This window comes from Streptomyces hyaluromycini (assembly GCF_002217755.1).
Classification (GTDB): domain Bacteria; phylum Actinomycetota; class Actinomycetes; order Streptomycetales; family Streptomycetaceae; genus Streptomyces; species Streptomyces hyaluromycini.
Genome location: NZ_BCFL01000034.1, coordinates 1 through 24513 on the forward strand (window position 1 = coordinate 1; position 24513 = coordinate 24513).

A 24513-nucleotide genomic window follows, 5' to 3' on the forward strand; every position below is an offset into this window, starting at 1 on the left:
CGGCCTGCCTGGAAGGTATCGGCAAGGTGATCTCGGAGTCGACGGTGGCGGAACTGGTACATGGCGCCCGACTTTCGGAGCACGCCGCGCTGGCGAGCGTCCTCCAGGAAAGTGATCAATCTCCAGGGCAGGCGTCCCGTCAACGGGAGCCAGATGCGGGCGAAGGCCACCCACTGGCCCCAGGCGGTCAGGCAGAGCCCGTAGCCGATCCCGGCGCCGAAGCCGCCTTCTACGGCGAACGCGACCCCGAGCTGGATACTGCGGAGGGGAGTTTCGGTGAAGCTGCTCGCCAAACCCGCGACCAGTCCAAGCGTCAGCGCCCAAATGGAGAGAGAGGAGATCACGTATGCGCGGTTCGCTCGCAGGAGGTCGGTGTAACTGACGGCGCTCATGACGTCGATGGGAGTTTCCAGCCAGGCCATAAGCCCGCCCGCGAGCCCCGCCCCGAGGCCGACTACGAGCGGGAACACGATCGCGGACAGCAGTCCGACCTTGAGCCCGTCGTCGAGTCCCAGTGACGGCGCGACAAGCCTGTCGACGAGCACGATGACAAGCGCGACCACGAACCCCACAAGGCTTCCGATCACGACCTTTTGGGCCAACCGTCCGCCATGCTGCCTGGAGCGGCCGAACAGACGGACCCCTACTGGAAACGGTCTCAGCAGGTAGTTATAGGCGATACGCCGGTAGAGCAATCCGAAGGCCAGTCCGGTCACGAGCCCGTGGAGCAGTCCCACGACCAAGCCGTGCTGGATCGCGAACCCGAGTCCGTGCGATGTGGCGATCAGGTCCACGAGAGTGCTCCCGATCGCGCTGGCAAGCGCAAAGAACAGCCCCGACAAGAACGAGATGACGGCGGTGCGCGCCCGGAGGCTCATCGACGCGCCCAGCTCCCACCAGGCCAGATCATCGCGCGTGCCGATCCGGTGCAGGTGATCGGCGAGGTATCCGAGCCAGCGTTGGGCCTGCGCCCGGTCCTTCTCGGGCCTGTCCCGGTAGACGACGGGAAGGAAAGCACCTAGCAGGTCGTCCTCGATCGCCTCGCGGGTGTCGAAGCGTGTGGCCGTCAGTAGCCTCTTCGGTCCGCGCGCCGCCTCGTCGACCCCGCTCGTCCCCTGCTCACCGTGGACGATCGCGGCCAGGTCGACCATCAGCGGCGTGGACAGTGCCAGGCCCAGCGGGCCCTCGGGGTTGCCCTGTATCTCGGCCTGCACCAGGTTCCAGGCGGGTGCGTCGTGCCGGCTGCTCCGCAACCGCAGATACTCCACCGCTTCGTCCGGGGTGAGAGGGGCGAGCTCGATCACGGCGGCATGCTGCAGACCTCCGGTATCCGCCATCGCCCTGCGGTACACGTCGGTACGGCTCGTCAGGACCCATGGCAGGGCGGTGCGGGAGAGTTCCATCCATGCGGCGCCCTGAAGGTCCTGGGCGATTTCGTCGAACCCGTCCAGGACAGGCAGGATCCGGCCGATCCCGACCAGCTTTTCTGTGAGTGTCGTCCCGTCGGCGGTGACCCGGTCCAGACCGGACATGACACGGCTCAGCTGGCTGCTCAGCCAGTGCTCCAACGTCTCGACCTTGGGGTTCCACGAGCCCAGACTGAAGATCTCCGGAACGGGTGCGCCGGGCCTGCGATTCTTCAGTAGATCTAGTACAAAGCGCATGGCCAGGACGGTCTTCCCCGAGCCAACTGCGCCCAGCACTACAAGCCGCCCAGAAGGGATCGTTTTGTAGATCTCGGTGATATCTTCCAGACGGCCGTCCAAGGTCCGGGGAGACAAGTCGGACGAGATCAGATTCGGATCGCCTGTCGTAACACCGTCCAACGCCGTCGTCCAACGCACGTGCAGCATCGGGATCGGTGCACCGAGCCCACGTCGCCTTTCCCCTCCCCCCCAACGTTTCTGGATCGCTTCGGCAAGTTCGTCGGCAGTCCTACCGAGTCCATCGACAGACCTGGCGAGTTCATCGACCGCCGTGCCGAGTTCATCGACCGCCATGCCGAGTTCATCGGCAGCCCCACCGAGTGCATCGACGACCTGGCCGAGTCCATCGAAATTCCGGCCGAGTCCATCCTGCGGATATGAGCCGATGTTGATGTTGACCTCGTTGACCTCGTTGACTACGCCGGCAACAACGAGCGTTCCATCTTCTGTGTGCGCCTCCAGAGGGTACTTCTCGTGCGCAGAGGCCAGTTTCGGCGGGTTTTGTCGATGGTCGGGTCGGAGGGACGGAGTGGCGTGAGGGGGAATGTCTCGGAAGTTAGCGCGCTTGCGTTCCTGGTGCGGCTTGGCTGGCGGTTCGGGGCTTCGGGGCGCCGGGCCTGAAATGTTGGATGTGTTCGGCCCAGTTGCGCTGCCCTCAGTGGCCGAGATCTCTGCCGGAGTTGCCGGGCCGTCAGCAGAGGAGGGCGGAGGCAGAGTTCGCTCGGGCAGACGGACCCCCAGGAATGATGCAAGCACCAGGCGTGGCCATGAGTAGCCGACCCTTCCCCTCGGGGGCGGCGCATCCTGATGGCGTCGCGGTGCATTCGTGAATGAGGCCCACACACCCTTGACCAGATCGCGCGCAGTCATGATGCGTCCTCACCCAACGGTGCCTGAGAGGGGGAAGTCCGGGACGCTTCATCTGGAGCAGTGGGGTGCACGGGCTGCGAATGCATGCGCAACTGCGGGGCAGGAACTGCCGTACCCTCGCCGTTTGCAGGCGAAGTGGACGGTGAGGACGACACTGAAGTCGAGGTTGGCGCGGTGAATGAGACAACGGCGTTGGCGGCCGTCGGCGCTGGGCCAGCCGGTGGTGCACCAGGATCCGGTCCCTGGACGGCTTCTTGGACACTCCGGGAAGCACCCCACTGCTGGAACAGCGCGGGTGCAGCTGCACCGACCGCGATTGCCGCAGAAACCCCCGTGACCTGATTGTGGAAGACCCATCCGGCGAAGGCGCCGAGGAGAGCGCGAAGAACCAGAACGATGCCGTCGGGGCCAGGCTGTACGTACTGCTGCAGCTGGGGTTGTTCGGTTCCTCGGCGTAGATTCTCGCGGCAGGCGGCCTGCCAGTCCGTCACGTTGGCGAAGAGGGAGACGACAGCGACCACGCAACCACCCGCCGCGCCGCACCCTACAGCGGCCACCATGTCCACATTCCCCCCCGTGGCTGTCCCTGGCCTGTCAGCCTGTCAGGTGCTCACTTTGCCAGGTGGAAAAGAAGCGTGGGGATGATGAGGAGCACTTCTCTGTGCGTCCTCCTCTTGACGCATCACCGCACGCTGCGACTCAGCTGACGTCGTCATGCCGGTGTGCCGGCGTGATCGATCAAGCTAAGCCGCCCCTCTCAGATGATCTCCAGCCGGATGGTCCAGCCGCGGCCGCGGCAATCCATGACATTCATGCCGGAAGGGCAATGCCCGCTGGCTTCAGGCCGCCGGCGGCCGGGAAGTTCGGCTTTGTGGGTCCGCGCGCCCAGCCGTCAACCACACTGTCCGCAGGCCAGCCATGCGGCCCCCCGAACCTGCATCAGCCCCAACAGTTCCGCGTCGTCCCTCAGGATCGGGCTCAGGGAGCGAGCGCGCTTGGCGACCCCAAGCGAGTGCGCCCACCGGCGCGGAAGCGGATCGGCGAGCAGCGATTCCGAGAGCTTGTACGCCCACTCAGTCAGTCCCATGACGGCCAAGACTACGGCCGGGCGGTGCAGGCCGGGAGAGCACGCACGGTCCGTCCCTTGCCATGCACAGTCGCAAGAAGGCCGTTTCCCTCCATTTGGGCTAAGACGCGGCGCACGGCGGTCCGCGACGCGCTGAACCGCTCACACAGCTTCGCTTCCGACGGGTACGGGTCCCCGACCGAGAGCGAGTCTTCTTCGATCACGTCCGTCATGCGCTCCGCGAGCGACCGTCGGTCACCTCCCCGGACCACGCGCCAGCCGATCCCGGGGGCAGACTCGACAACCCCGTCAGCTTCGAGAGCCTTGAGCGCACAGCGGATCGTGTTCCGGGAGACGCGGTGCTTGTCCATCAGGTCGGCCTCTGACGGCAAGGCGTCGCTACCTTGCTCCGCCTGAATCGCGTCTCGCAACGTCTCCGCAATGACTAGGCAGGTTCGTGCGGACTGGCCTCCGACACTTCGGCTCCTCTCGCGTTTCTCCATCACTACTCACCAAGGGGCCCACGGCCATTGCCACCCGAAGAGCGCGACTGTCGGCATGCCTGACCCGGCGAGAGGCCGTTAGGACGGCTCGTAGGCCACCGCCCTCTAGGACGCGCCGGATGAATCTCCCGACGGTTCCTCTCTGTCCGACATATCCAACAATATCCATGCTTTCTCCAGCGGGTCATGAATACCGGCGTCCACACGGAATCCATCCACCCAGCCAAATCCCGCTTTCATCTCCGCATACACAGGGGTCAACAGATCGGGGTGAAACCTAGATAGACCAAAGTCTGCGGCAACCTCCAGCGATATCCTCGTCACGGGACGAGTGAATCCCTTCAGCATTCTCCCAGGTTCATAGCCACCAATCTCATAGATCTCTTCGCGGCTCACATAGCCACCATTCTCAACTGCGCGTTTAATGGTTGCTTCCTGCACCTGCGCTTGGGTACGCAGTTTCCGAAGAACCTCAACAAGAGAGCTTAGGTACCAGCCGTCTACAGAATCATCAGAGGACTCCGATGTCGACTGAGCGTCAACCAGTTCAACGTTCTGCACCGAGTCTTCACTAACCGTAACCTTAAGGAATTCTCGCGCCAGAACCAAGAGCCTATCCGGCTTCAGCATATACAGACGCACGCCCGCTTCACGCAGAAGCTCTTCCGCCAACTCGTTGCGCGGCCCAATGGTCATGCGATTCCGGATGCGCCACCAATCTTCCTTGACGTCTCCAGTGACCAGAAGGACATTCCTTGCCCTATCCTTCGCCTCCTGCATCAATTGGAACCACACCAGATAATCCCCGACTTCGAAATCATCCCCACGTGCTTCTTTCTTCTTATCTTTATATCCCGGCGGGATCTGATCATCGAGCCGCTGCTTGCCGTCAATGACACACTTCGCGTACGTGCCGACATTAAGCGGAGATCCCACCTTGCCTTTCAGTAGAGAGGCCAGTGCGGAAAGAACCTTATCCTTAGATGTGTCACGCTCCATTTCCAATCCACTACTATCAACGACACGCTCCATGGAGCCAATTACTTCATCAAATGCATTCTCAAGGACGGATTCAAGGATCGTCGCACTTGCACGGTCCAGCGACACTCGATTAACCCAGCCGCGAAAATCCGAGGTAGCTTTCTCCAAATTCGACCTCAGTGCAGCAATAGACTGCTGCAGCTGCCTTTCCGGATCTTCCAGCGCATTCTCGCGATTACGCCAGAATTCAACCATCACCTGATTTGGGACCCACAGACGTACGCCGAACTTATCCAGGGTATCCAGCAGCGACGTCCGGGCATCTTGGTTATACCGGTACAGATTCAGAAGTACATTCGTGTCCACAACGACCATGCCGTTGCTCAACACGTTCTGCCAGTCTTCATGAGTTGGCGTCACATATCCAGAGAAGCCATCAAAGATGCTCCTGCCCTCTGAGCCGTTGGTCTCGGAAGTGTCATGTGCCTCTGCGTCCGTCACTGGATCAGAGTACGAGATATGAGGTTGCCATGGCCCCAGATCATCGAGTTTCTATGCTCGGTTCCCTAACGGAACGCCCAAGGCCCACAGCCCGTTCTACGCAACGGCCGGCCTCCCCTTCCCCGGCAGCCCCCGCGTCAAGCTGGCTCCGCCCGTCTCAGTTCCCGTTTCGTTCATTCCCGCACGCGGCCGTCCGGACTCGTTCACTGAGCCGCAGTGATCCCAACATCCGTACGGGCTTGAACGCCCTCGAACGCGTCCGGATCAGCCCCTGACCAGCACAGATAAACCTGCAAAACGGGTCATGTACCGGTCCTTGCAACCCAGGCGGAGCGGCACTCGCAAGCCGGGCCCCTGCACGCATACAGGTGCCCGTCGCCGCTACTACTGTCGGGCCTCAGTGTTCTCGCGTATCGCGGCGACGCCATCGAGCAGAGCGTAGGCGATCGCCGCCACACCCTCCCCAATGGCGTCGGTTCGGTACTCGTCGCCCGTGCGGCCCGCCGCCGCTTCTGCTTTGCTCTCCGCTTAGCTCCCGTACACGCTCTGGTTCGGCATCGGTATCCCTTCCTTTCCCCCGGCCCTTCCTGCGGATCTTTTCTGCCTCCCCCGCCCGAGACGCAGCGAAGCCTCAGATCACGCCAGACTCTCCGCGGAGATGAAAGGTGCTACCGAATATGCACAGGCGCCAGGAGGCCTGAGGACGACCGTCGATCACCGGGCCATTCCCGGGCTGGCCAGAGCAACCCTTGGAGGCGTTGCTGCTGGCCGACTTGACGTCTCATCTGTTCTTTTGCATCCCCTTGAGGATCTTTCGCTCCGCTCGGTCAATACCCTCTTGCGCCTCAAATAGCACATCGATGCACGCCGACATTATTTCCTGGATGGCTCGCATGTGGAGAATGGCATCCATGTCCACGCCATCGGAAATCTTGACAGCCGCCAAGGCGAATGTGGTCTGCAGAAGGGAGCTAAGAGCCATGCTCGCCGGATCAATAAGTCCAATGTTCGTCTTACCGACGTCACGAACAGTGATTCCTCGATATTCGATGAAGTTATGGCTCAGCCCACGGGCCCCGCAGTGCACCTCACTACTCGCCCATTGATAGTAAGGTCGCACATGGCTCAGAGATGCCTTCTCCTCCAACTCTCTGAAGTTGTCATTGGGTGAAAATTTCTTAGCCCAACCGTATTCCCTCTTGAAGTCCGCTCCATACTTGGTGATTACTTCGTCATATCGACGCTCAATCTCGTCCAGAAATTCCTGTTCGAGCGGCTCTTCCCCCAAGACAATGTGATCCTTCTGGAACTGAAGAGCATCACGTCTGCGGCCGACGATCTCGTGGTCAAGGAAGCGCTCAGCCAAGTCACAGTGAACCGCGTCTGTGGCCGATTCCGCGATCAGACCCGCGATAACAGCCGTCTCATGCAGTGTTCGACAACGCGCCAAGGCCCCCCTGGGGTGACCGTGCGAGAGAAGGGTCAGAACTTCGCCAGCCACCCGACAGGCAGTTACATGAAGGCCCGTAAGCGCTTCTAGGATGTTTTGCTCAGTCGGTGTCAGGTGTTCACCGTCACGACGGGCTGCACCTTCCCCCAATTCGATACACATAAATAGGGTGATCTGATAGAGATCTAGAGCTTTCCCCCACTGCTTGGCGAGCCTTCGATCAAAACCTCTCTCTGCCCGCCTGTTCGCGCGGAGTGTTCTTTTATCCTTCTTGATACGCCCAGCCAGCATAGGGGCCATCTCATCGATAAACTCAGGCACCGCCTTTGCGATCAGTTCATCGACCCGTTCGGGGTCGAATCCTTTCCGAATCTGCTCCAATACCGCGTCTGCAAGCTGATCCGTCAAGGGCTGCTTACCAACTGAACGTGAGCGCTTGAATTTTCGGAACATGCGGGCCCCTCCAGTGTTAGCTGGACCGCACCTTATATGATCATTTCTCGGCTGAGTATTGATTTTCCGGGGCGCACTCAAACGGACGCTCCCGCACAGCCATGCGGGAGGCTGAAAAGCGTGTTGGAGGCAACGGGGCGGGGCCTCTGCGATGCCGGCGCATGACGAGACTCAATCGCCCAGGGAGGGCACAACGGCGTCACGCGGGCTCAACGTCAACCAACGCCGTTTTGCCTGGTCAGCGACGTAACTTGACAGTCCCCGCAAATCACGCACGAAGGGGCGGCACCCCCGCACAGGGTGCCGCCCCTCTTCTTGCGTGCCGGGGCCGCCGTCCATCGGTCTTGAGGGTCGGGGACGGACGGCGGACCCGGGGTTCGAAGGCAGCGCCTCAAGCGCCTCAAGCGCCTCAGCGGTGGTCGCTGCCCGCCGACTGGGTCGCCGCGCGGCCCGCCTCCAGGCGGGCCACCGGGATGCGGAACGGGCTGCAGGAGACGTAGTCCAGGCCTACCTCGTGGAAGAAGTGGACCGACTCCGGGTCGCCGCCGTGTTCGCCGCAGACGCCCAGTTTCAGGTCCGGGCGGGTGGCACGGCCGGCCTTCGCCGCTGCCGCCACCAGGGAGCCGACGCCGTCCCGGTCGATCGTCTCGAAGGGGGAGACGCCGAAGATGCCCTTCTCCAGGTATGCGGTGAAGAAGCTCGCCTCGACGTCGTCGCGGCTGAAGCCCCAGACCGTCTGGGTCAGGTCGTTCGTGCCGAAGGAGAAGAACTCCGCCGCCTCGGCGATCTGGCCGGCCGTCAGGGCCGCCCGCGGGAGTTCGATCATCGTGCCGATCGACAGTTTGAGGCTGGTGCCGGTCGCCGCCTCCACCTCCGCGATGACCTGGTCGGCCTCCTCGCGGACGATCTCCAGCTCCTGGACCGTGCCGACCAGCGGGATCATGATCTCCGCACGCGGGTCGCCCTTCGCGTTCTTGCGTTCCGCGGCGGCCTCGGCGATCGCGCGGACCTGCATCGTGAACAGGCCGGGGATGACCAGGCCCAGGCGTACGCCGCGCAGACCCAGCATCGGGTTCTGCTCGTGCAGGCGGTGAACGGCCTGGAGGAGGCGGAGTTCGTTCTCGTGGGGCTCCTGGCGGGACTCGGCGAGGGCCACCCGGACCGAGAGTTCCGTGATGTCCGGGAGGAACTCGTGCAGCGGGGGGTCCAGGAGACGGACCGTCACCGGGAGGCCGTCCATCGCCGAGAGGAGTTCGACGAAGTCCTGCTTCTGGAGGGGGAGGAGGGCCCGCAAGGACTCCTCTCGGTCCTCCTCCGTGTCCGCCAGGATCAGGTGTTCCACCAGTTCGCGGCGGTCACCGAGGAACATGTGCTCGGTGCGGCACAGGCCGATGCCCTGGGCGCCGAAGCGACGGGCGCGCAGCGCGTCCTCGGCGTTGTCGGCGTTGGCGCGCACCCGCAGCCGGCGCTTGCGGTCCGCGAACGCCATGATGCGGTGGACCGCCTCGACCAGCTCGCCGGCGTCCTGGGCGCCCGCGTGCATGCGGCCCTCGAAGTACTCGACGACCGGGGAGGGTACGACGGGTACCTCGCCCAGGTAGACCTTGCCCGACGAGCCGTCGATGGAGATGACGTCGCCCTCCTCGACCACATGGCCGCCGGGGACCGTCATCCGGCGGCGCTTGGTGTCGACCTCCAGCTCCTCCGCGCCGCACACGCACGTCTTGCCCATGCCGCGGGCGACGACGGCCGCGTGGGAGGTCTTGCCGCCCCGGGAGGTGAGGATGCCCTCGGCGGCGATCATGCCGTCCAGGTCGTCCGGGTTCGTCTCGCGGCGGACCAGGATGACCTTCTCGCCCGAGCGGGACCACTTGACGGCGGTGTACGAGTCGAAGACCGCCTTGCCGACCGCCGCGCCCGGCGAGGCCGCGATGCCACGGCCGACCTGCTGGGCCTTCGCCTGCTCGTCGAAGCGGGGGAACATCAGCTGGGCGAGCTGGGCGCCCGTGACGCGCTGGAGGGCCTCGGTCTCGTCGATCAGGCCCTGGTCGACCAGCTGGGTCGCGATCCGGAAGGCCGCGCCCGCCGTGCGCTTGCCGACGCGGGTCTGGAGCATCCACAGCTGACCGCGCTCGATCGTGAACTCGATGTCGCAGAGGTCCTTGTAGTGGTTCTCCAGCGTCTCCATGATCTGCATCAGCTGGTCGTACGACTTCTTGTCGATGTTCTCCAGCTCGGCGAGCGGGACCGTGTTGCGGATGCCCGCGACCACGTCCTCGCCCTGGGCGTTCTGGAGGTAGTCGCCGTAGACGCCCTGGTGGCCGGAGGCGGGGTCGCGGGTGAAGGCGACGCCGGTGCCGGAGTCGGGGCCGAGGTTGCCGAAGACCATCGAGCAGACGTTGACGGCCGTGCCGAGGTCGCCGGGGATGCGCTCCTGGCGGCGGTAGAGCTTGGCGCGGTCGGTGTTCCAGGAGTCGAAGACCGCGCGGATCGCGAGGTCCATCTGCTCGCGCGGGTCCTGCGGGAAGTCCCGGCCGGCCTCGGTCTTGACGATCTTCTTGAACCTGGTGACCAGCTTCTTGAGGTCGGCGGCCTCCAGGTCGGTGTCGACGGTGACCTTCTTGGCCTCCTTCGCCGCGTCCAGGGCCTCCTCGAAGAGCTCGCCGTCCACGCCGAGGACCGTCTTGCCGAACATCTGGATGAGGCGCCGGTAGGAGTCCCAGGCGAAGCGGTCGTCGCCGGCCTGCTTGGCGAGGCCCTGTACCGACTTGTCGGAGAGGCCGATGTTCAGGACCGTGTCCATCATGCCGGGCATGGAGAACTTGGCGCCGGAGCGGACCGAGACCAGGAGCGGGTTGTCGGCCTGGCCGAGCTTCTTGCCCATCCGCTCTTCGAGGGCTTCGAGGTGCGCACTCACCTCGTCACGCAGTGCCACCGGCTCCTCGCCGCTGGCGAGGTAGACCTTGCAGGCTTCCGTCGTGATGGTGAAGCCGGGGGGAACGGGGAGCCCCAGGTTGGTCATCTCGGCGAGGTTCGCGCCCTTGCCACCCAGGAGGTCCTTGAGGTCCTTGTTTCCCTCGGTGAAGTCGTAAACGAACTTCACACCATGGGGATCTTTGTTTTCCGACACGGGTCTCGACTCCCTCGAGGACTCGGTGGCTGCCCTGACGGCCAGGAACATACCCAGATCGAAGGCGCCTGGGTACGTCTACTTGCGTGTCATGCGCCCGTAACCAGTCGTCCGCCACCGGATCGAAAGTCAAAGCTTGGCAAGCGAAGACCGGTCGGTGTTTTCACTTCTTGAACGCAAGACCGCTCAGCACCACACCTTTCCGCTCAGGTGAGCGGACATCCTGCACGTCTGATTTCGATCGATGAACGATCAAGGGGTGGCACCCAGTGCCACCCCTTGGAGAAGTGCAGTCGCCCATGATCCGCTCATCTGAGCGCAACCCTTATCAAGGGTGGCGAGAATCACGCTGCCACAGACCGCCCGAGTTCACCATGCGGACGCGGGCGCGGACACCAGAACCCGCCGGAAACGCGCCGGTCACACACCCGGCGCCGGAAACGCGCCGGTCACACACCCGGCGCCGGAAACGCGCCGGTCACACACCCAGCGCCAGCAACCGCTCCTCCGCCCGCTCCGGCGCGTACAGGTGCTCCACGACCAGCGCACCGGCCCCGATCAGCCCGGCCCGCTCCCCCAGCCGTGACGTCACGACGTCCAGATGAGCGGTGGAGCGGGGCAGCGCCCGCTGGTAGAGCAGTTCGCGGACGCCGGTGAGGAACGGGGTGCCGGCCAGGTCGCCCGCGATCATCAGGACGCCCGGGTTGAGCAGGGTCACGACCGTCGCCAGCACGTCGCCGACCAGCCGGCCGGCCTCCCGCGCCAGGGCGGCCGCCTCCGGGTGGCCCGAGGCGAGCAGGTCGCGCACGTCCGACCCCGACGCCGCCGGCACCCCGGCCTCCGCCAGCCGCCGAGCCACGGCACCGCCGCTCGCGACGGCGGCGAGGCAGCCGTACGAACCGCACCGGCACTGCGCCTCCGCGCCCACCCGTATGTGGCCGATGTCCCCGGCGCCGCCGTCGACGCCCCGGTAGATGGCGCCGTCCACCACGACCCCGGCGCCGATACCCGTCGAGACCTTCACGAGGACGAACGCCGAGCAGTCCGGGTACCCCGTGCGCTGCTCGCCGTACGCCAGCAGGTTCGCGTCGTTGTCCACCAGGACCGGGACGGCCGGCGCGCCCGTGTGCTCGGTGAACGCCCTGGCCAGCCGGCCCCGTATGTCGTAGCCGTCCCAGCCCGGCATGATCGGCGGCTGGACCACCCGGCCGGTGTCGGTGTCGACCGGGCCCGGCACCGCGAGGCCGATCCCGCACACCTCCGTCGCGCGGTGGCCCGCCTTCTCCAGCAACTCGGCGAACCAGCGGCCGAGTTCGGCCAGCACGGCGTCCGGGCCGTCCTGGATGACCAGCGTGCCCGAGTGCTCGGCGAGGAGTTCGCCGGTGAGCGAGAGCACGGCGGCGCGGGCGTGGCGGGTCTCCAGGTCGGCGGCGAGGACGACCGCGTGGGAGTCGTCGAATTCGAGGGTGATGGAGGGGCGTCCGCCCAGCGGGGAGTCGACCGGGCCGCCGGCGCCCTCGCGCAGCCAGCCCGCGCGGAACAGTCGGTCCAGGCGGTGGCCGACGGTCGCGCGGGAGAGGCCGGTGGCCTGCTGGAGCGCTCCGCGCGTCACGGCCCGCCCGTTGCGCACCAGTTCGAGCAGATCGCCGGCGCTCGCCTGCCCGCCGCCCTTGCCGGTCCTCCCCGGACGTCCGGTCATGCGCACCCCCTTGTGTTTCTCAAGCTTGCATTACATATTGAGTTTTGCGTGTTAAATAGACGTAACCCTACGGTAGCCACTGCCAAACCCGGCCGGCCGGACGTCTTCGGGGAGCCCCGAGTGGATCGCACTGCCCAGCTCACCACCCATGCGCTCGATCGCGGTATTGCATACGATCCGCCGTCCGCCCGCGCCGTCGGCACCGGCCCCGCCGCCGCCACCGTCGCGGCCGGAGGAAGGTCCCTGCACGTCAGAGCCGCACGGGTGCTCGAAGACAACTGGACCGGCAGCTCCACCGTGCCCTCCCGGGGCCTGTATCCGCACCAGTGGTCCTGGGACTCGGCGTTCATCGCGATCGGCCTCAGGCACCTCTCGCCACTGCGCGCGCAGACGGAGCTGGAGACGCTGCTGGCCGCCCAGTGGGGCGACGGGCGGATTCCGCACATCGTGTTCAACCCCTCCGTGCCCCTCGACGCGTACTTCCCGAGCCCCGACTTCTGGCGCTCCTCGACCGCGGGGCGCGCTGCGGGCGCCCCGCGCACCGTACAGACCTCCGGGATCGTGCAGCCACCGGTGCACGCGCTGGCGGCCTGGCTGGTGCACCTCGCCGACCCGGGCCTGTCGCGTGCACGGGGCTTCCTGACCGGTGTCTACCCGCGGCTCGCCGCCTGGCACCGCTATCTGCTGCACCGGCGCGACCTGGGCGGCGGCGGTCTGGCGTCCGTCGTCCACCCCTGGGAGCAGGGCATGGACAACAGCCCCTGCTGGGACGCCCCCCTGGCCCGGGTCATCCCGGCCCCGGCGCGTTCCTTCCGCCGGGCCGACCTGGACCACGGCGCCGCCGAGGACCGGCCGACGGACCTGGACTACGGGCGGTACGTGCGGCTGGCGGCCGACTACCGGGACGCCGGATACACCGACCGGACCAGGGACTTCGCCGTCGAGGACCCCGCCTTCAACGCGCTGCTCATCGCCTCCGAGCACGCCCTCGCCCGGATCGCGGAAGAGCTGGGCGCGACCGGCACCGCCCGGCACACCCGGGCGGAGCGGCTCACGGCGGCGCTGGTGGACCGGCTGTGGGACCCGGAGAAGGAGATCTTCCTCTGCCGGGACCTGCGGGGCGGCGCGGACGGCGAGGACGGCCAGGGCGGCGCGGGCGGCGCGCTGATCCCCGAGCGCGGGGTCTCCGGGCTGGTCCCGCTGCTCCTGCCCGAGCTGCCGCGGGAGATCGCCGCCGCGCTCGTCCGCACGCTGGACGGCCCGCACTTCGGCACCGGCACCCGCCTGGTGCCCAGTTACGACCTGCTCGGCGAGGCCTTCGACCCGCACCGCTACTGGCGCGGGCCCGCCTGGTTCAACACCGGCTGGCTGCTGGAGCGGGGGCTGCGCGAGCACGGCGAGCGGGAGCGGGCGGACGCGCTCGCCGAGGCGGTCGTACGGACGGCCGATGCGAGCGATTTCGCCGAGTACGTCGACCCGTTCACCGGGGCGGCGTGCGGCGCGACCGGGTTCGGCTGGACGGCGGCGCTCGCGCTGGACCTGCACCACCAGCGGAACGCCGCATCGCACGGCGCACTGCACGAAGAGCCACACAACGAACGTCAAAATCTGGACAAGAGCTGACAAAACTGGGTGTCCTCGGTGGACACCTCACGTTCGATCCGATGGACAAAGGAGGGGACCGGGAATGACGGACCGGCATCATCTGCTCGTGCACGGCGCGACGTTCGCGGCCGTGGACGACCGTGGCGACATCAGCGGCGTGAGGGGCGGCGGTTCCCCGGACGGGTTATTCGTGCGGGACGCCCGGCACCTCAGCCGCTGGCAGCTGACGGTCGACGGCGCGCTGCCCGAGGCGCTCACCCCGGTCGGCGACGGGGACGGCACGCGCTGTGTGCTGGTCCCGCGCGGCGGCCGCCAGGAACCGCCCGCGCACACGCTCTTCCGTGAACAGGCCGTCGGCGACGGCTCGTTCGTCGAGTCCCTGCGGGTCACCAGCAACCGCCCGGTGCCGACCACGATCCGGCTCGCGATCACCGCCGACGCCGACTTCACCGACCAGTTCGAGCTCCGCGCCGACCACCGCACCTACACCAAGGCCGGCGCCGTCCGCTCCCGCCATGTCCTCGACGACGGGCTGGAGTTCGGCTACCGCCGGGGCGAGTGGCGGTCCTGCACGACGATCACCGCCGAGCCGGCCCCCGACGGCGTGGAGGAGACCGGGACCGGCGCCCGGCGGATGGTGTGGACGCTGGAGCTGGAACCGCACGGCACCGCCGAGTTGCTGGTCCGGGTGATGGCACGCCCGCACGGCGACCGGCGGGCCCTGCGGGTGCCCCGCGACCCGGCCGCCCTGAACGAACAACTCCTGTCCCTGGAGGGCGAGTTCGTGGAGGGCGTGGCTTTCCCGACGGGCTGGCCGGAGCTGGCGGCGGCCTGCGCCCGCGGTCTCTCCGACCTCGCCACCCTCCAGGTGCCGGCCACCGGCCCGGACGGCGAGGAGCTCAAGGTCCCGGCGGCCGGGGCCCCTTGGTTCCTCACCCTGCTCGGCCGCGACGCCCTCCTCACCTCCCTCTTCGCCCTGCCCTACCGCCCGCACCTGGCCGCCGCCACCCTCCCCGCGCTCGCCGCCACCCAGGCCACCGAGACCGGCGCGCACTCCGTGGCCCAGCCGGGGAAGATCGTCCACGAGGTACGGCACGGCGAGCTGGCCCACTTCGGGCAGGTGCCGTACGGGCGCTACTACGGATCGGTCGACGCGACACCGCTGTTCCTGATCCTGCTGGGCGCGTATGTCGACCAGACCGGGGACGCGGCGATGGCCCGGCGGCTGGAGCGCAACGCGCGCGCGGCCGTCGGCTGGATGCTCGACCACGGCGGGCTGACCTCGCGCGGCTACCTCGTCTACCGCGCGGACAAGGGCGGCCTCGCCAACCAGAACTGGAAGGACTCCCCCGGCGCGATCTGCTCCGCCGACGGCAGCCGGCCGCTGGGGACCGTGACGGCCGCGGGGGCGCAGGGGTACGCGTACGACGCGCTGCGCCGGACGGCGTGGCTGGCGCGGACGGTGTGGGCCGACGAGACGTACGCGGCGCTGCTCGAACAGGCCGCCGGTGATCTGCGGGACCGGTTCCAGCAGGACTTCTGGATGCGGGAGGCCGCTTTCCCCGCGCTGGCCCTTGACGGGGAGGGGCGGCAGGTCGACGCGCTCGCCTCGGACGCCGGGCACCTGCTGTGGTCCGGGCTGCTGGACAAGGAGTACGGGGAGGTGGTCGGGCGGCGGTTGCTGGAGCCGGACTTCTTCTCGGGGTGGGGGGTACGGACGCTGGCCGCGGGGCAGGCGGCGTACCACCCGCTGTCGTACCACCGCGGATCGGTGTGGCCGCACGACAACGCGCTGATCGCGCTGGGGCTGGCCCGGTACGGGCTGCACGACGAGGCGCGGGCCGTGGCGCACGGGCTGGTGGACGCGGCGACGGCCGGGGGCCACCGGTTGCCGGAGGTGCTGGCCGGGTACGGCAGGGACTCGCATCCGGAGCCGGTGCCGTATCCGCATGCGTGCGTGCGGGAGTCTCGGTCGGCGGCGGCTCCGCTGGCGCTGCTCACTGCCGTGGGCGGGGCGTAGGGGGCACTGGGGGCCGTGCGTCGGGTGCGGGTGAGTGGGGGCTGGTCGCGCCCACGCGGCGGAGCCGCAAATTGACACAGCCCCGCGCCCCTTCGGGGCGCTTCCCGCGGCCTGATGCTGTGTTTGCCCGGTGTTTGCCGAATGGCCTGAGCGCGGGCCTGAAGGGAGCCGTACGGAATTGTGGTGGGTTCGGCCTCCGAGCGCCGGCCCGCCCTCCGTTTCACGGGTCTCGCACGGAAGGACCTCCGGGTTGCCTCAGCACACGAGCATTCGCCAGCCATCGGACACGCCCCCCGGGCCGTCCGAACGCGAAACCGCGCCGGAGGCGTCCGAGGTCCTGACGTCCGAGCGGGAGGAAGAGGCTTCCGAGGCGACCGGCACTCCTGAGCCCGCTGCCGACGAAGCCGCACCCGAGGCCGCCACCGAGACCGAAGCCGAGCCCATAGCCGCCGCCGAGGCCGCCAACGAGGCCGAGTCCATAGCCGCCGCCGACCCCGAAACCGAAGCCACCACCGAAGCCGCCGCCGAGGCCATCGCCGAGACCGAAGCCGACGCCGAAGCCCGTCCCGGACCCGCAGCCGCAGCCGCAGCCGCAGCCGACGCCGAAGCCGGTCCCGGACCCGCAGCCGACGCCGACGCCGACGCCGAGACCGAAGCCGACGCCGAAGCCGGTCCCGGACCCGCAGCCGACGCCGAGACCGACGACGCCGAACCCGGATCCACGCCCGAAGCCACCGCCGAAGGCGACCCCCGGCCCGGCCCCGCTTCCGAGAGCGCCACCGAGGTCGCTCCCGCCCCGGAAGGCGCCCCCCGCCCCCGTCGTCGCGGCTGGGCCGCCTGGAGTGGGCGGGTTCGGGAGCGGCGGGAGGCGTGGCGGGACGCGCATCCCACCGCTGCCTCCGTGCTGTCGATCGGCGTCACCGTGCTCTGCGCGGCGCTCGTGATCGCGGCGCTGGTGATGCCGAACACCGTCGTCGAGCTGGGGCCCGCGAAGTTCGTGCGGCTGCCCTCCGAGGGGATCATCGCGGCCGCCGTCGCGCTGGCGCTGCCCCGGCGGCCCCGGATCGTGCTGGCCTCGGTGTTCGGCGTCGTACTCGGCGCGCTGACCCTGGTCAACGCCCTCGACATGGGGTTCAAGCAGTACCTGGGCCGGAGCTTCAACGCCATCCTGGACTGGAGCCTGCTCGGCGACGCGGAGTCGTACCTGGAGGACACGCTGGGCCGGACGGCCACCCTCGCCGTCAGCGTCGGTGCCGTCGTCCTCGTGCTGCTGCTGTTCGTGCTGCTCGCGCTGGCGACGGTCCGGCTGAGCAATCTGCTCGCCCGGCATCCGGGGCGGGCCACCCGCGGCACGCTGATCGCAGGCGTCGTCTGGATCACCTGCTCCTCCTTCGGTGTCCAGCTCGCCGGCGGCGTGCCGCTCGCCGCCGACAGCACCGCGACCACGCTGGAGATCAAGGCCCGGCAGGTGAAGGACACCCTGCACGACGAGGCGGAGTTCCAGAAGGTCGCCAAGGTGGACGCCTTCGGGAACACCCCGCCCGACCAGCTGCTGACCAGCCTGCGCGGCAAGGACGTGGTCTTCACGTTCATCGAGAGCTACGGCCGCAGCGCCATCGAGGACCCGATCGAGGCACCCGGCGTCGACAACACGCTCGCCGTCCGGACCGAGGCGCTCGCGAAGGCCGGCTTCCACGCGAAGAGCGGCTGGCTGACGTCGGCGACCTACGGCGGCAGCAGCTGGCTCGGGCACTCCACGACCATGTCGGGTCTGTGGGTCAGCAACCAGCAGCGCTACCGGACCGTCATGGCCAGCGACCACCTCAGCATCACCAAGGCGTTCCAGAAGACCGGTGACTTCGACACGGTCGGCGTGATGCCGGGTATCCAGAAGGGCTGGCCGGAGCAGAGCTACTACGGCCTCGACAAGGTCTACAACGCCTTCCAGCTCGGCTACAAGGGACCGAAGTTCAGCTGGTCGACGATGCCCGACCAGTACGCGCTCCAGCAGTTCCAGGACCGGGTGCACAGCAAGAAGCCGGCCGACGGCAAGTCCCGGATGTCGTTCGTGATCCTGACCTCCAGCCACCAGCCGTGGGCGCCGATCCCGAAGATGGTGCCGTGGGACCAGCTGGGCGACGGCTCGATCTTCAACGCCATCCAGAAGGCCGGCAACAAGGCCTCCGACGTCATCGCCGACACCACCAAGTCCCGCCAGGAGTACGGCAAGTCGGTCCAGTACTCGGTGACCGCGCTCACCGAGTGGCTGGAGCGCTACGGCAACGACAACACGGTGCTCGTCTTCCTCGGCGACCACCAGCCGATCGCCCGGGTCAGCGGCAACCACGCCAGCCGTGACGTGCCGATCTCGATCGTCGCCAAGGACCCGAAGGTCCTTGACGCGATCGACTCCTGGAACTGGACCGACGGTCTGCGCCCGGCGCACAACGCCCCGGTGTGGAAGATGAGCGCGTTCCGCGACAAGTTCCTGACGGCGTACGGCTCTACCCCGCACCCGAAGACGAACTAGCGGCACCGGCCCGCAGCGGGTGTCGGCTCAGCCCCCGGACGTGTCCAGTTCCGCGTCCTCGCCGATGCCCGCGCAGTCGTACGGGTCCTTCAGCCAGCCGTCCGGCAGCACCACCCGGTTGTTGCCGGACGTACGGCCGCGGGGCCCGTCGGCGCCGGCCGGCCAGGCCTGGTCGAGGTCCAGTTCGTCCAGGCCGGCGCGGAGCTCGGCGAGCGAGGACGTGACGGCGAGGCGCTTGCGCATCTCGCTGCCGACCGCGAAGCCCTTGAGGTACCAGGCGACGTGCTTGCGGAAGTCGACCACGCCCTTGGACTCGTCGCCGAGCCACTCGCCGAGCAGGCCGGCGTGCCGGACCATGATGTCGGCGACGTCGCGCAGCGAGGGCTTCAGGACGTCTTCCGTACGGCCCTCGAAGGCGGCGACCAGGTCGGCGAAGAGCCAGGGCCGGCCGAGGCAGCCGCGGCCCACGACCACTCCGTCGCAGCCCGTCTCCCGGACCATCCTGAGCGCGTCCTGCGCCGACCAGATGTCGCCGTTGCCGAGGACGGGGATCTCCGGGACGTGCTCCTTCAGGCGGGCGATGGCCTCCCAGTCGGCGGTGCCGCCGTAGTGCTGGGCGGCGGTGCGGCCGTGCAGGGCGATCGAGGTCACGCCCTCCTCGACGGCGATGCGGCCGGCGTCGAGGTAGGTGATGTGGTCGTCGTCGATGCCCTTGCGCATCTTCATGGTGACCGGGAGGTCACCGGCGCCGCTGACCGCCTCGCGCAGGATGGCGCGCAGCAGGTTCCGCTTGTACGGGAGGGCGGACCCGCCGCCCTTCCTGGTGACCTTCGGGACCGGGCAGCCGAAGTTCAGGTCGATGTGGTCGGCCAGGCCCTCCTCCGCGATCATGCGGACGGCCTTGCCGACGGTGGCCGGGTCGACGCCGTACAGCTGGATGGACCGGGGCTGCTCGCTCTCGTCGAAGCGGATCAGCTGCATGGTCTTCTCGTTGCGCTCGACCAGCGCCCGGGTCGTGATCATCTCGCTGACGAACAGCCCCTTGCCCCCACTGGCCCCAGCCTTTGCTTCGCCTCCGGCGAAGGCTTCGCCTTCGGCGAAGTGCCGGCACAGGGTCCGGAAGGGCGCGTTGGTGATCCCCGCCATGGGGGCGAGGACGACCGGCGGGCGGACGGTGTGCGGGCCGATCTGGAGGGGCGACGTGGGCTCGGGCATTCCCCCATTGTCCCGTACGCGGCGCGGTGCTCGTCCGGCGCTCGTCATACCTGTGGACAACCGCCCCTCCCGCACCGCCCGTTATGATCATGTAGCACTCATTAGTTAGACGCACTATCGAAGTGGGCGTACGATGGGGGCCATGCCCGAGCTGAGCCCCCGCCGACGCATGCTCGTCCTTGCCATCTGCTGCATGAGCCTGCTGATCGTGAGCCTCGACACGACCGCCCTCAATGTCGGACTGCCGTCCATGCAGCGCGAGCTGCACGCCTCGACGGCGGGTCTGCAGTGGACGATCGACGCGTACACACTGGTCCTGGCCTCGCTGCTGATGCTCGCGGGGTCGACGGGCGACCGGGTCGGCCGCAAGAAGGTCTTCATGACGGGCCTGGTCGTCTTCTCGGTCGGCTCGCTGCTCTGCTCCCTGGCGCCGAACCTCGACTCGCTGATCGCGTTCCGCATGGTCCAGGCGGTGGGCGGCTCGATGCTCAACCCCGTCGCCATGTCGATCATCACCAACACCTTCACCGACCCGCGTGAGCGGGCCCGGGCGATCGGGGTGTGGGGTGCGGTGGTCGGCATATCCATGGCCGCCGGCCCGCTGGTCGGCGGCCTGCTGGTGGAGTCGGTGGGCTGGCGGGCGATCTTCTGGGTCAACATCCCGGTGGGCCTCGCGGCCGTGCTGCTGACGCTGCGCTTCGTGCCGGAGTCCCGGGCGCCGAAGGCCCGCCGCCCCGACCCGGTCGGCCAGGTCCTGGTCATCGCCCTGTTCGGCTCCCTCACATACGCGATCATCGAGGCGCCGACGGCGGGCACCGGCACGGTCCTCCCCTTCGCCGCGGTCGCCCTGGCCGCTCTGCTGGGCCTCCTCTGGTACGAGCCGCGGCGCGACGAACCCCTGATCGACCTGCGCTTCTTCCGCTCGGCGCCGTTCAGCGGCGCGACCGTGACCGCGATCAGCGCGTTCGCCTCGCTCGGCGGCTTCCTGTTCCTGTCCACGCTCTACCTGCAGAACGTGCGCGGCCTCGACGCCCTGCACGCGGGCCTGTGGATGCTGCCGATGGCGGTCCCGATGTTCCTGTGCGCCCCGCTGGCGGGCCGCCTGGTCGGCAGCCGGGGACCGCGCCTGCCGCTGGTGATCGCCGGTATCGCGATGACCGCCAGCGCGGTCCTGTTCGCCGCGTTCGAGGCGGAGACCTCGGACACCACTCTCTTCCTCGGCTACGTCCTGTTCGGCATCGGCTTCGGCTTCGTGAACGCCCCGATCACCAACACGGCGGTGTCGGGCATGCCCAGGACCCAGGCGGGCGTGGCCGCCGCGGTCGCCTCCACCAGCCGCCAGCTGGGCCAGACCCTGGGCGTCGCGGTGATCGGCGCGGTGCTGGCCTCCGGGATCGGCTCGTCGTCGTACGCCGGCAGGTTCGTGTCCGCGGCCCGCCCCGGCTGGTGGATCCTCGCGGGCTGCGGCCTCGCGGTCCTGCTCCTCGGCGCTGTGACGAACGGCCGCTGGGCCCGCGCGACCGCCGAGCGGGCCGCGCAGCGCCTGGAGTCACCGGAGATCCGCGCGGCCGCGGGGGCCGCGGAGCGGGTCTAGAGGCGTTGCCCTGAAGCGGTGTCAGGGCCGTGCTGGAAGATGGGGAGGTGCCACTCCCCTACGTCTACCGCGTGACCAAGTACGTCCCCGCCGACCGCGACGAACACGGGCACTACACCGGCGCCGAGGACACCGTCAGCGATCACGGCGAGATCGAGGCGGCCTGTCTCCGGGCAGTCGAGGCGTTCGCCGTGGAGACCGGCGGGGCCCAGGAGCTCGTCAACCGCGCCCGCCGGACCCTCGGCCTCACAGGGCCTTGCCCGGGTTGAGGATTCCGTGGGGGTCGAAGGCCTGCTTCAGGCGGCGTTGCAGTGCGTGGGCGGCCGGGCCGAGTTCGTCGGCGACCCACTGGCGCTTGAGGACGCCGACGCCGTGTTCGCCGGTGAGGGTGCCGCCCAGGCGCAGGGCCAGGGCGAAGATCTCGCCGGCCGTCTCCCAGGCCGCGTCCGGCAGCCGGTCCAGGGCCGGGTCGACCACGATGATCGGGTGCAGGTTGCCGTCGGCCGCGTGGGCGATGGTGAAGACCGGTGTCCCGTGGCGGGCCGAGATCGCGCGGATCTCCGCGGCCGCCTCGGCGAGCCGGGAGCGGGGTACCGCGATGTCCTCGATGAGGGGGCGGCCGAGGCGTTCCAGCGCGGGGAGGGCCTCGCGGCGGGCCGCAAGCAATGCCTCCGCCTCGGCCGGGTCGCCCGTTGTCCGCACGCTCGTGGCCGACGGGGCCAGGACGTCGGCCACCGCCTGCGCCTCGGCGGCCGCCCCGGCGCCGTCGCACTGCACGATCAGCAGGGCGGCGCCGCGCTCGCGCAGGGCCGGGTCGACGGCCGCCAGGACCGGTCCGTCGAGCAGTTCCGCGAGGGCCGGGACCACCCCGGCGCGCGCGACGGCGTACGACGCCTGCGCCGCCGCCTCGAAGGTGGCGAAGTATGCGGCCAGTGTCGCCGTCGCGGCAGGCAGCGGCCGTAGTCGCAGGGTCGCCCCGGTGATCACCGCGAGGGTGCCCTCCGAGCCGGTCAGCAGCCCGGTGAGGTCGTAGCCGGTGACGCCCTTGACGGTACGGCGGCCGGTGGCGACCACCGTGCCGTCCGCGAGGACCGCCTCCAGGCCCAGCACGCTGTCCCGGGTCACGCCGTATTTGGCGCAGCGCAGGCCGCCCGCGTTGGTGGCGATGTTGCCGCCGATCGTGGACAGGACGGCGCTGGCCGGGTCGGGTGCGTAGCGCAGTCCGTGGGCGGCCGCCGCTCGGTCCAGCTCCGCGGTGATCACGCCCGGTTCGACGACCGCGAGCTGGTCCTCCGGGGACAGTTCGAGGATGCGGTTCATCCCGGACAGGTCCAGGACCAGGGAGCCCTCGCCGGCCGTCGCCCCGCCGGACAGGCCGGTGCCCGCGCCCCGGGGAACCACCGGCACCCGCAGCGCGTGCGCGTGCCGCAGGGTCACCGTCACGTCCTCGGTGCGCCGGGCGTGTACGACGGCGAGCGGCAGCCCTTCGGGGTGGGTGCCGGAGCGGTCGGTGGCGTGCGCGGCCAGCGTGCGGGGGTCGGTGGCCAGCCGGTCCGGCGGCAGGTCGCGGGCGAGCAGGCCGAGCAGCCGGGCGGGGGCGGTGGTGGTGTCGGTGACGGTCACGGGTTCAGGGCCTTCGTTCCGATCGTGAGCAGGGTGATGTCCTCCTGAGTGGCGTGCACCGGCGCGCACTGGATGTCGCGGAAGTGCCGCTCCAGGGGGTTGCCGCGGGCCAGGCCGGGGTTGAAGCGTTCTGTACGGGCTAATCAAGTCGGCCGCAGCGGCCTTCTGCGCGGAGCTGCCAAGCACGCTTTCGCGGGCCGACCAGAGGAAGTTGCAGGAGAGGATGCGCGCGCCGGATCCAACCCTGGGGGCGCCGCTGGTGTGCGGTGGTGTTCTTGACTTGACTCGCTCTCCCTATGAAGGAGGGAGATTCTGGCCTGCTCGCTCGGTGCTGCACGGCTACGCGGCACGTGCACAGAGCGGGCTTCCGTGGCTTCCTGCTTCGTCGCGCTGTGCCAGAACGGGTTCTGGTCTTACCTGCGCTCCACAGGCTGTCACCGCCAGTCCGGCGGCCTGTTTCACGTTCTTCGCGGCGTTGTGGTCACGGTCGTGGACGGCATCGCAAGCCGGGCAGGTCCACTCCCGCACGTGCAGGGGCTTGGGGCCGCCCGGATGACCACAGGCGGAGCACACCTGGCTGGTGGGCTCGAACCGGCCGACCTTCACGAAGGTCCGCCCATACCGCTTCGCCTTGTACTCCAGCATGCCCACGAACTGGGACCAGCCCGCATCGTGGACACTCTTCGCCAGCCGGGTACGCGCCAGCGCCTTGACCGCCAAGTCCTCCACGGCGACCGCTTGGTTCTCACGGATCAGCCTCGTGGACAACTGGTGGTGGAATTCCCGGCGCGCATCGGCGACCTGCGTGTGAGCACGGGCCACCTTCAGACGGGCCTTGCCGCGGTTCTTCGATCCCTTCTGCTTGCGGGACAGCTCCCGCTGCGCCTTTTTGAACTTCTTCTCCGCCCGGCGCAGGAACCGAGGACTGTCGATCTTCGTGCCGTCGGACAGCACGGCGAAGTGGGTCAGTCCGAGATCGACGCCCACGGTCTGGTCGCTGGAGGGCATCCGGGCGGCGTCGGCGGCTGGGTCGGTGTCGATGACGAAGGAGGCGAAGTACCGCCCGGCGGCGTCCTTGATCACGGTGACCGAGGACGGGACGCCGGGCAGGGTTCGGGACCACTTCACCCGTACCTCGCCGATCTTCGGCAGGTTCAGCCGCCCGCTGGGCGTGATGGACCAACGGGCGTTCGCGGTGAACCGAATCGCTTGCCTGTGGTCCTTACTCGACTTGAAACGCGGCGCGCTCAACTTCGGGCCCTGACGCTCCCCTTTGAGTGAGGCGAAAAAGTTGCGGTACGCCGTCTCGGCATCCCGCAGAGACTGCTGCAGCACCACCGCGGAAACCTCGCCCAGCCAGGATCGCTCGGCGGTCCGTTTGGCCTGGGTGATCAGAGTGCGGGACAGCTCACCCGCCGTCGGGAATGGCCTGCCCGCTGCGCGGGCGTCCTCACGGGCCCGCACCGCGTCGTTGAACACGACCCGGGCGCACCCGAACGCCCTTGCCAGCGCGGCGCGCCGGCCCGGTGCCGGGTACAGGCGGAAGCTGTACCGAAGCTGCATACGG

Annotated in this window: 13 protein-coding genes and 2 pseudogenes; 5 read left to right on the forward strand and 10 right to left on the reverse strand. The window is 68.4% G+C overall.

The genetic code is table 11. The features are described from left to right. The 7 genes and pseudogenes from SSP29_RS44585 to SSP29_RS44615 all read right to left on the reverse strand — a co-directional run. Positions 1 to 2576 (reverse strand): NACHT domain-containing protein (locus SSP29_RS44585; RefSeq protein WP_145969033.1); only part of this gene is annotated, 2576 nt, incomplete at its 3' end. Positions 2577 to 3522: 946 nt separating this feature from the next. Next, positions 3523 to 3663 (reverse strand): annotated as a pseudogene (locus SSP29_RS60605) (phosphohydrolase); the annotation flags it as partial. An 11-nt stretch (positions 3664 to 3674) separates the two neighbouring features. Continuing rightward, positions 3675 to 4120: pseudogene (locus SSP29_RS44600) on the reverse strand (winged helix-turn-helix domain-containing protein). Positions 4121 to 4250: 130 nt separating this feature from the next. Further along, positions 4251 to 5627, reverse strand: coding sequence for a PIN domain-containing protein (locus SSP29_RS52700; RefSeq protein WP_145969034.1), 1377 nt, complete (start codon positions 5625 to 5627; stop codon positions 4251 to 4253). Between the two features lie 781 nt (positions 5628 to 6408). Further along, positions 6409 to 7530, reverse strand: a complete 1122-nt coding sequence (locus SSP29_RS52705; protein WP_145969035.1) for a DUF5677 domain-containing protein — start codon at positions 7528 to 7530, stop codon at positions 6409 to 6411. A 409-nt stretch (positions 7531 to 7939) separates the two neighbouring features. Further along, the gene (ppdK, locus tag SSP29_RS44610; RefSeq protein ID WP_089106711.1) at positions 7940 to 10660 is read right to left on the reverse strand and encodes a pyruvate, phosphate dikinase; all 2721 of its coding nucleotides are present in this window, start codon (positions 10658 to 10660) and stop codon (positions 7940 to 7942) included. Between the two features lie 478 nt (positions 10661 to 11138). After that, positions 11139 to 12359 carry an ROK family transcriptional regulator gene (locus SSP29_RS44615; protein ID WP_150136137.1) on the reverse strand — a complete coding sequence of 407 codons (1221 nt, stop codon included), beginning with the start codon at positions 12357 to 12359 and terminating at the stop codon, positions 11139 to 11141. 120 nt (positions 12360 to 12479) lie between these two features. Between SSP29_RS44615 and SSP29_RS57655 the strand changes: the two genes are divergently transcribed. From SSP29_RS57655 to SSP29_RS44630, 3 genes are all read left to right on the forward strand, one after another. Further along, a complete protein-coding gene (locus SSP29_RS57655; protein ID WP_245883534.1) occupies positions 12480 to 13982 on the forward strand; it encodes an MGH1-like glycoside hydrolase domain-containing protein in 1503 nt (500 codons plus the stop codon). A gap of 64 nt (positions 13983 to 14046) precedes the next feature. After that, positions 14047 to 15984 (forward strand): amylo-alpha-1,6-glucosidase, encoded by a 1938-nt coding sequence (locus SSP29_RS44625; protein ID WP_089106713.1) that lies wholly within the window; start codon positions 14047 to 14049, stop codon positions 15982 to 15984. A 958-nt stretch (positions 15985 to 16942) separates the two neighbouring features. Then, positions 16943 to 18514 carry a sulfatase-like hydrolase/transferase gene (locus tag SSP29_RS44630; RefSeq protein WP_368669291.1) on the forward strand — a complete coding sequence of 524 codons (1572 nt, stop codon included), beginning with the start codon at positions 16943 to 16945 and terminating at the stop codon, positions 18512 to 18514. A gap of 27 nt (positions 18515 to 18541) precedes the next feature. Here SSP29_RS44630 and dusB read toward each other — a convergent pair whose 3' ends face one another. After that, positions 18542 to 19729 carry a tRNA dihydrouridine synthase DusB gene (dusB, locus tag SSP29_RS44635; protein ID WP_089106714.1) on the reverse strand — a complete coding sequence of 396 codons (1188 nt, stop codon included), beginning with the start codon at positions 19727 to 19729 and terminating at the stop codon, positions 18542 to 18544. Between the two features lie 142 nt (positions 19730 to 19871). Between dusB and SSP29_RS44640 the strand changes: the two genes are divergently transcribed. Next, positions 19872 to 21323 (forward strand): MFS transporter, encoded by a 1452-nt coding sequence (locus SSP29_RS44640; RefSeq protein WP_089106715.1) that lies wholly within the window; start codon positions 19872 to 19874, stop codon positions 21321 to 21323. Positions 21324 to 21370: 47 nt separating this feature from the next. Next, on the forward strand, positions 21371 to 21592 hold the full coding sequence (locus SSP29_RS44645; RefSeq protein ID WP_089106716.1) for a hypothetical protein: 222 nt from the start codon (positions 21371 to 21373) through the stop codon (positions 21590 to 21592). Here the strand turns inward: SSP29_RS44645 and SSP29_RS44650 are convergent. Further along, entirely contained in the window at positions 21570 to 22946 is a 1377-nt protein-coding gene (locus SSP29_RS44650) for an FAD-binding oxidoreductase (RefSeq protein WP_150136142.1), read from the reverse strand. The two genes, SSP29_RS44645 and SSP29_RS44650, sit on opposite strands and share 23 nt — an antisense overlap. 339 nt (positions 22947 to 23285) lie before the next feature. After that, on the reverse strand, positions 23286 to 24509 hold the full coding sequence (locus SSP29_RS44655) for an RNA-guided endonuclease InsQ/TnpB family protein (protein WP_089106717.1): 1224 nt from the start codon (positions 24507 to 24509) through the stop codon (positions 23286 to 23288). Positions 24510 to 24513 lie beyond the last annotated feature (4 nt).

What these genes read in the sequence shown, in the direction of transcription:
- SSP29_RS52705 (WP_145969035.1), bottom strand. Translation starts at nt 7,530, where the DNA reads ATGTTCCGAAAATTCAAGCGCTCACGTTCAGTTGGTAAGCAGCCCTTG.
- SSP29_RS44615 (WP_150136137.1), bottom strand. Translation starts at nt 12,359, where the DNA reads ATGACCGGACGTCCGGGGAGGACCGGCAAGGGCGGCGGGCAGGCGAGC.
- SSP29_RS44625 (WP_089106713.1), top strand. Translation starts at nt 14,047, where the DNA reads ATGACGGACCGGCATCATCTGCTCGTGCACGGCGCGACGTTCGCGGCC.
- SSP29_RS44630 (WP_368669291.1), top strand. Translation starts at nt 16,943, where the DNA reads ATGCCGAACACCGTCGTCGAGCTGGGGCCCGCGAAGTTCGTGCGGCTG.
- dusB (WP_089106714.1), bottom strand. Translation starts at nt 19,729, where the DNA reads ATGCCCGAGCCCACGTCGCCCCTCCAGATCGGCCCGCACACCGTCCGC.
- SSP29_RS44640 (WP_089106715.1), top strand. Translation starts at nt 19,872, where the DNA reads ATGCCCGAGCTGAGCCCCCGCCGACGCATGCTCGTCCTTGCCATCTGC.
- SSP29_RS44655 (WP_089106717.1), bottom strand. Translation starts at nt 24,509, where the DNA reads ATGCAGCTTCGGTACAGCTTCCGCCTGTACCCGGCACCGGGCCGGCGC.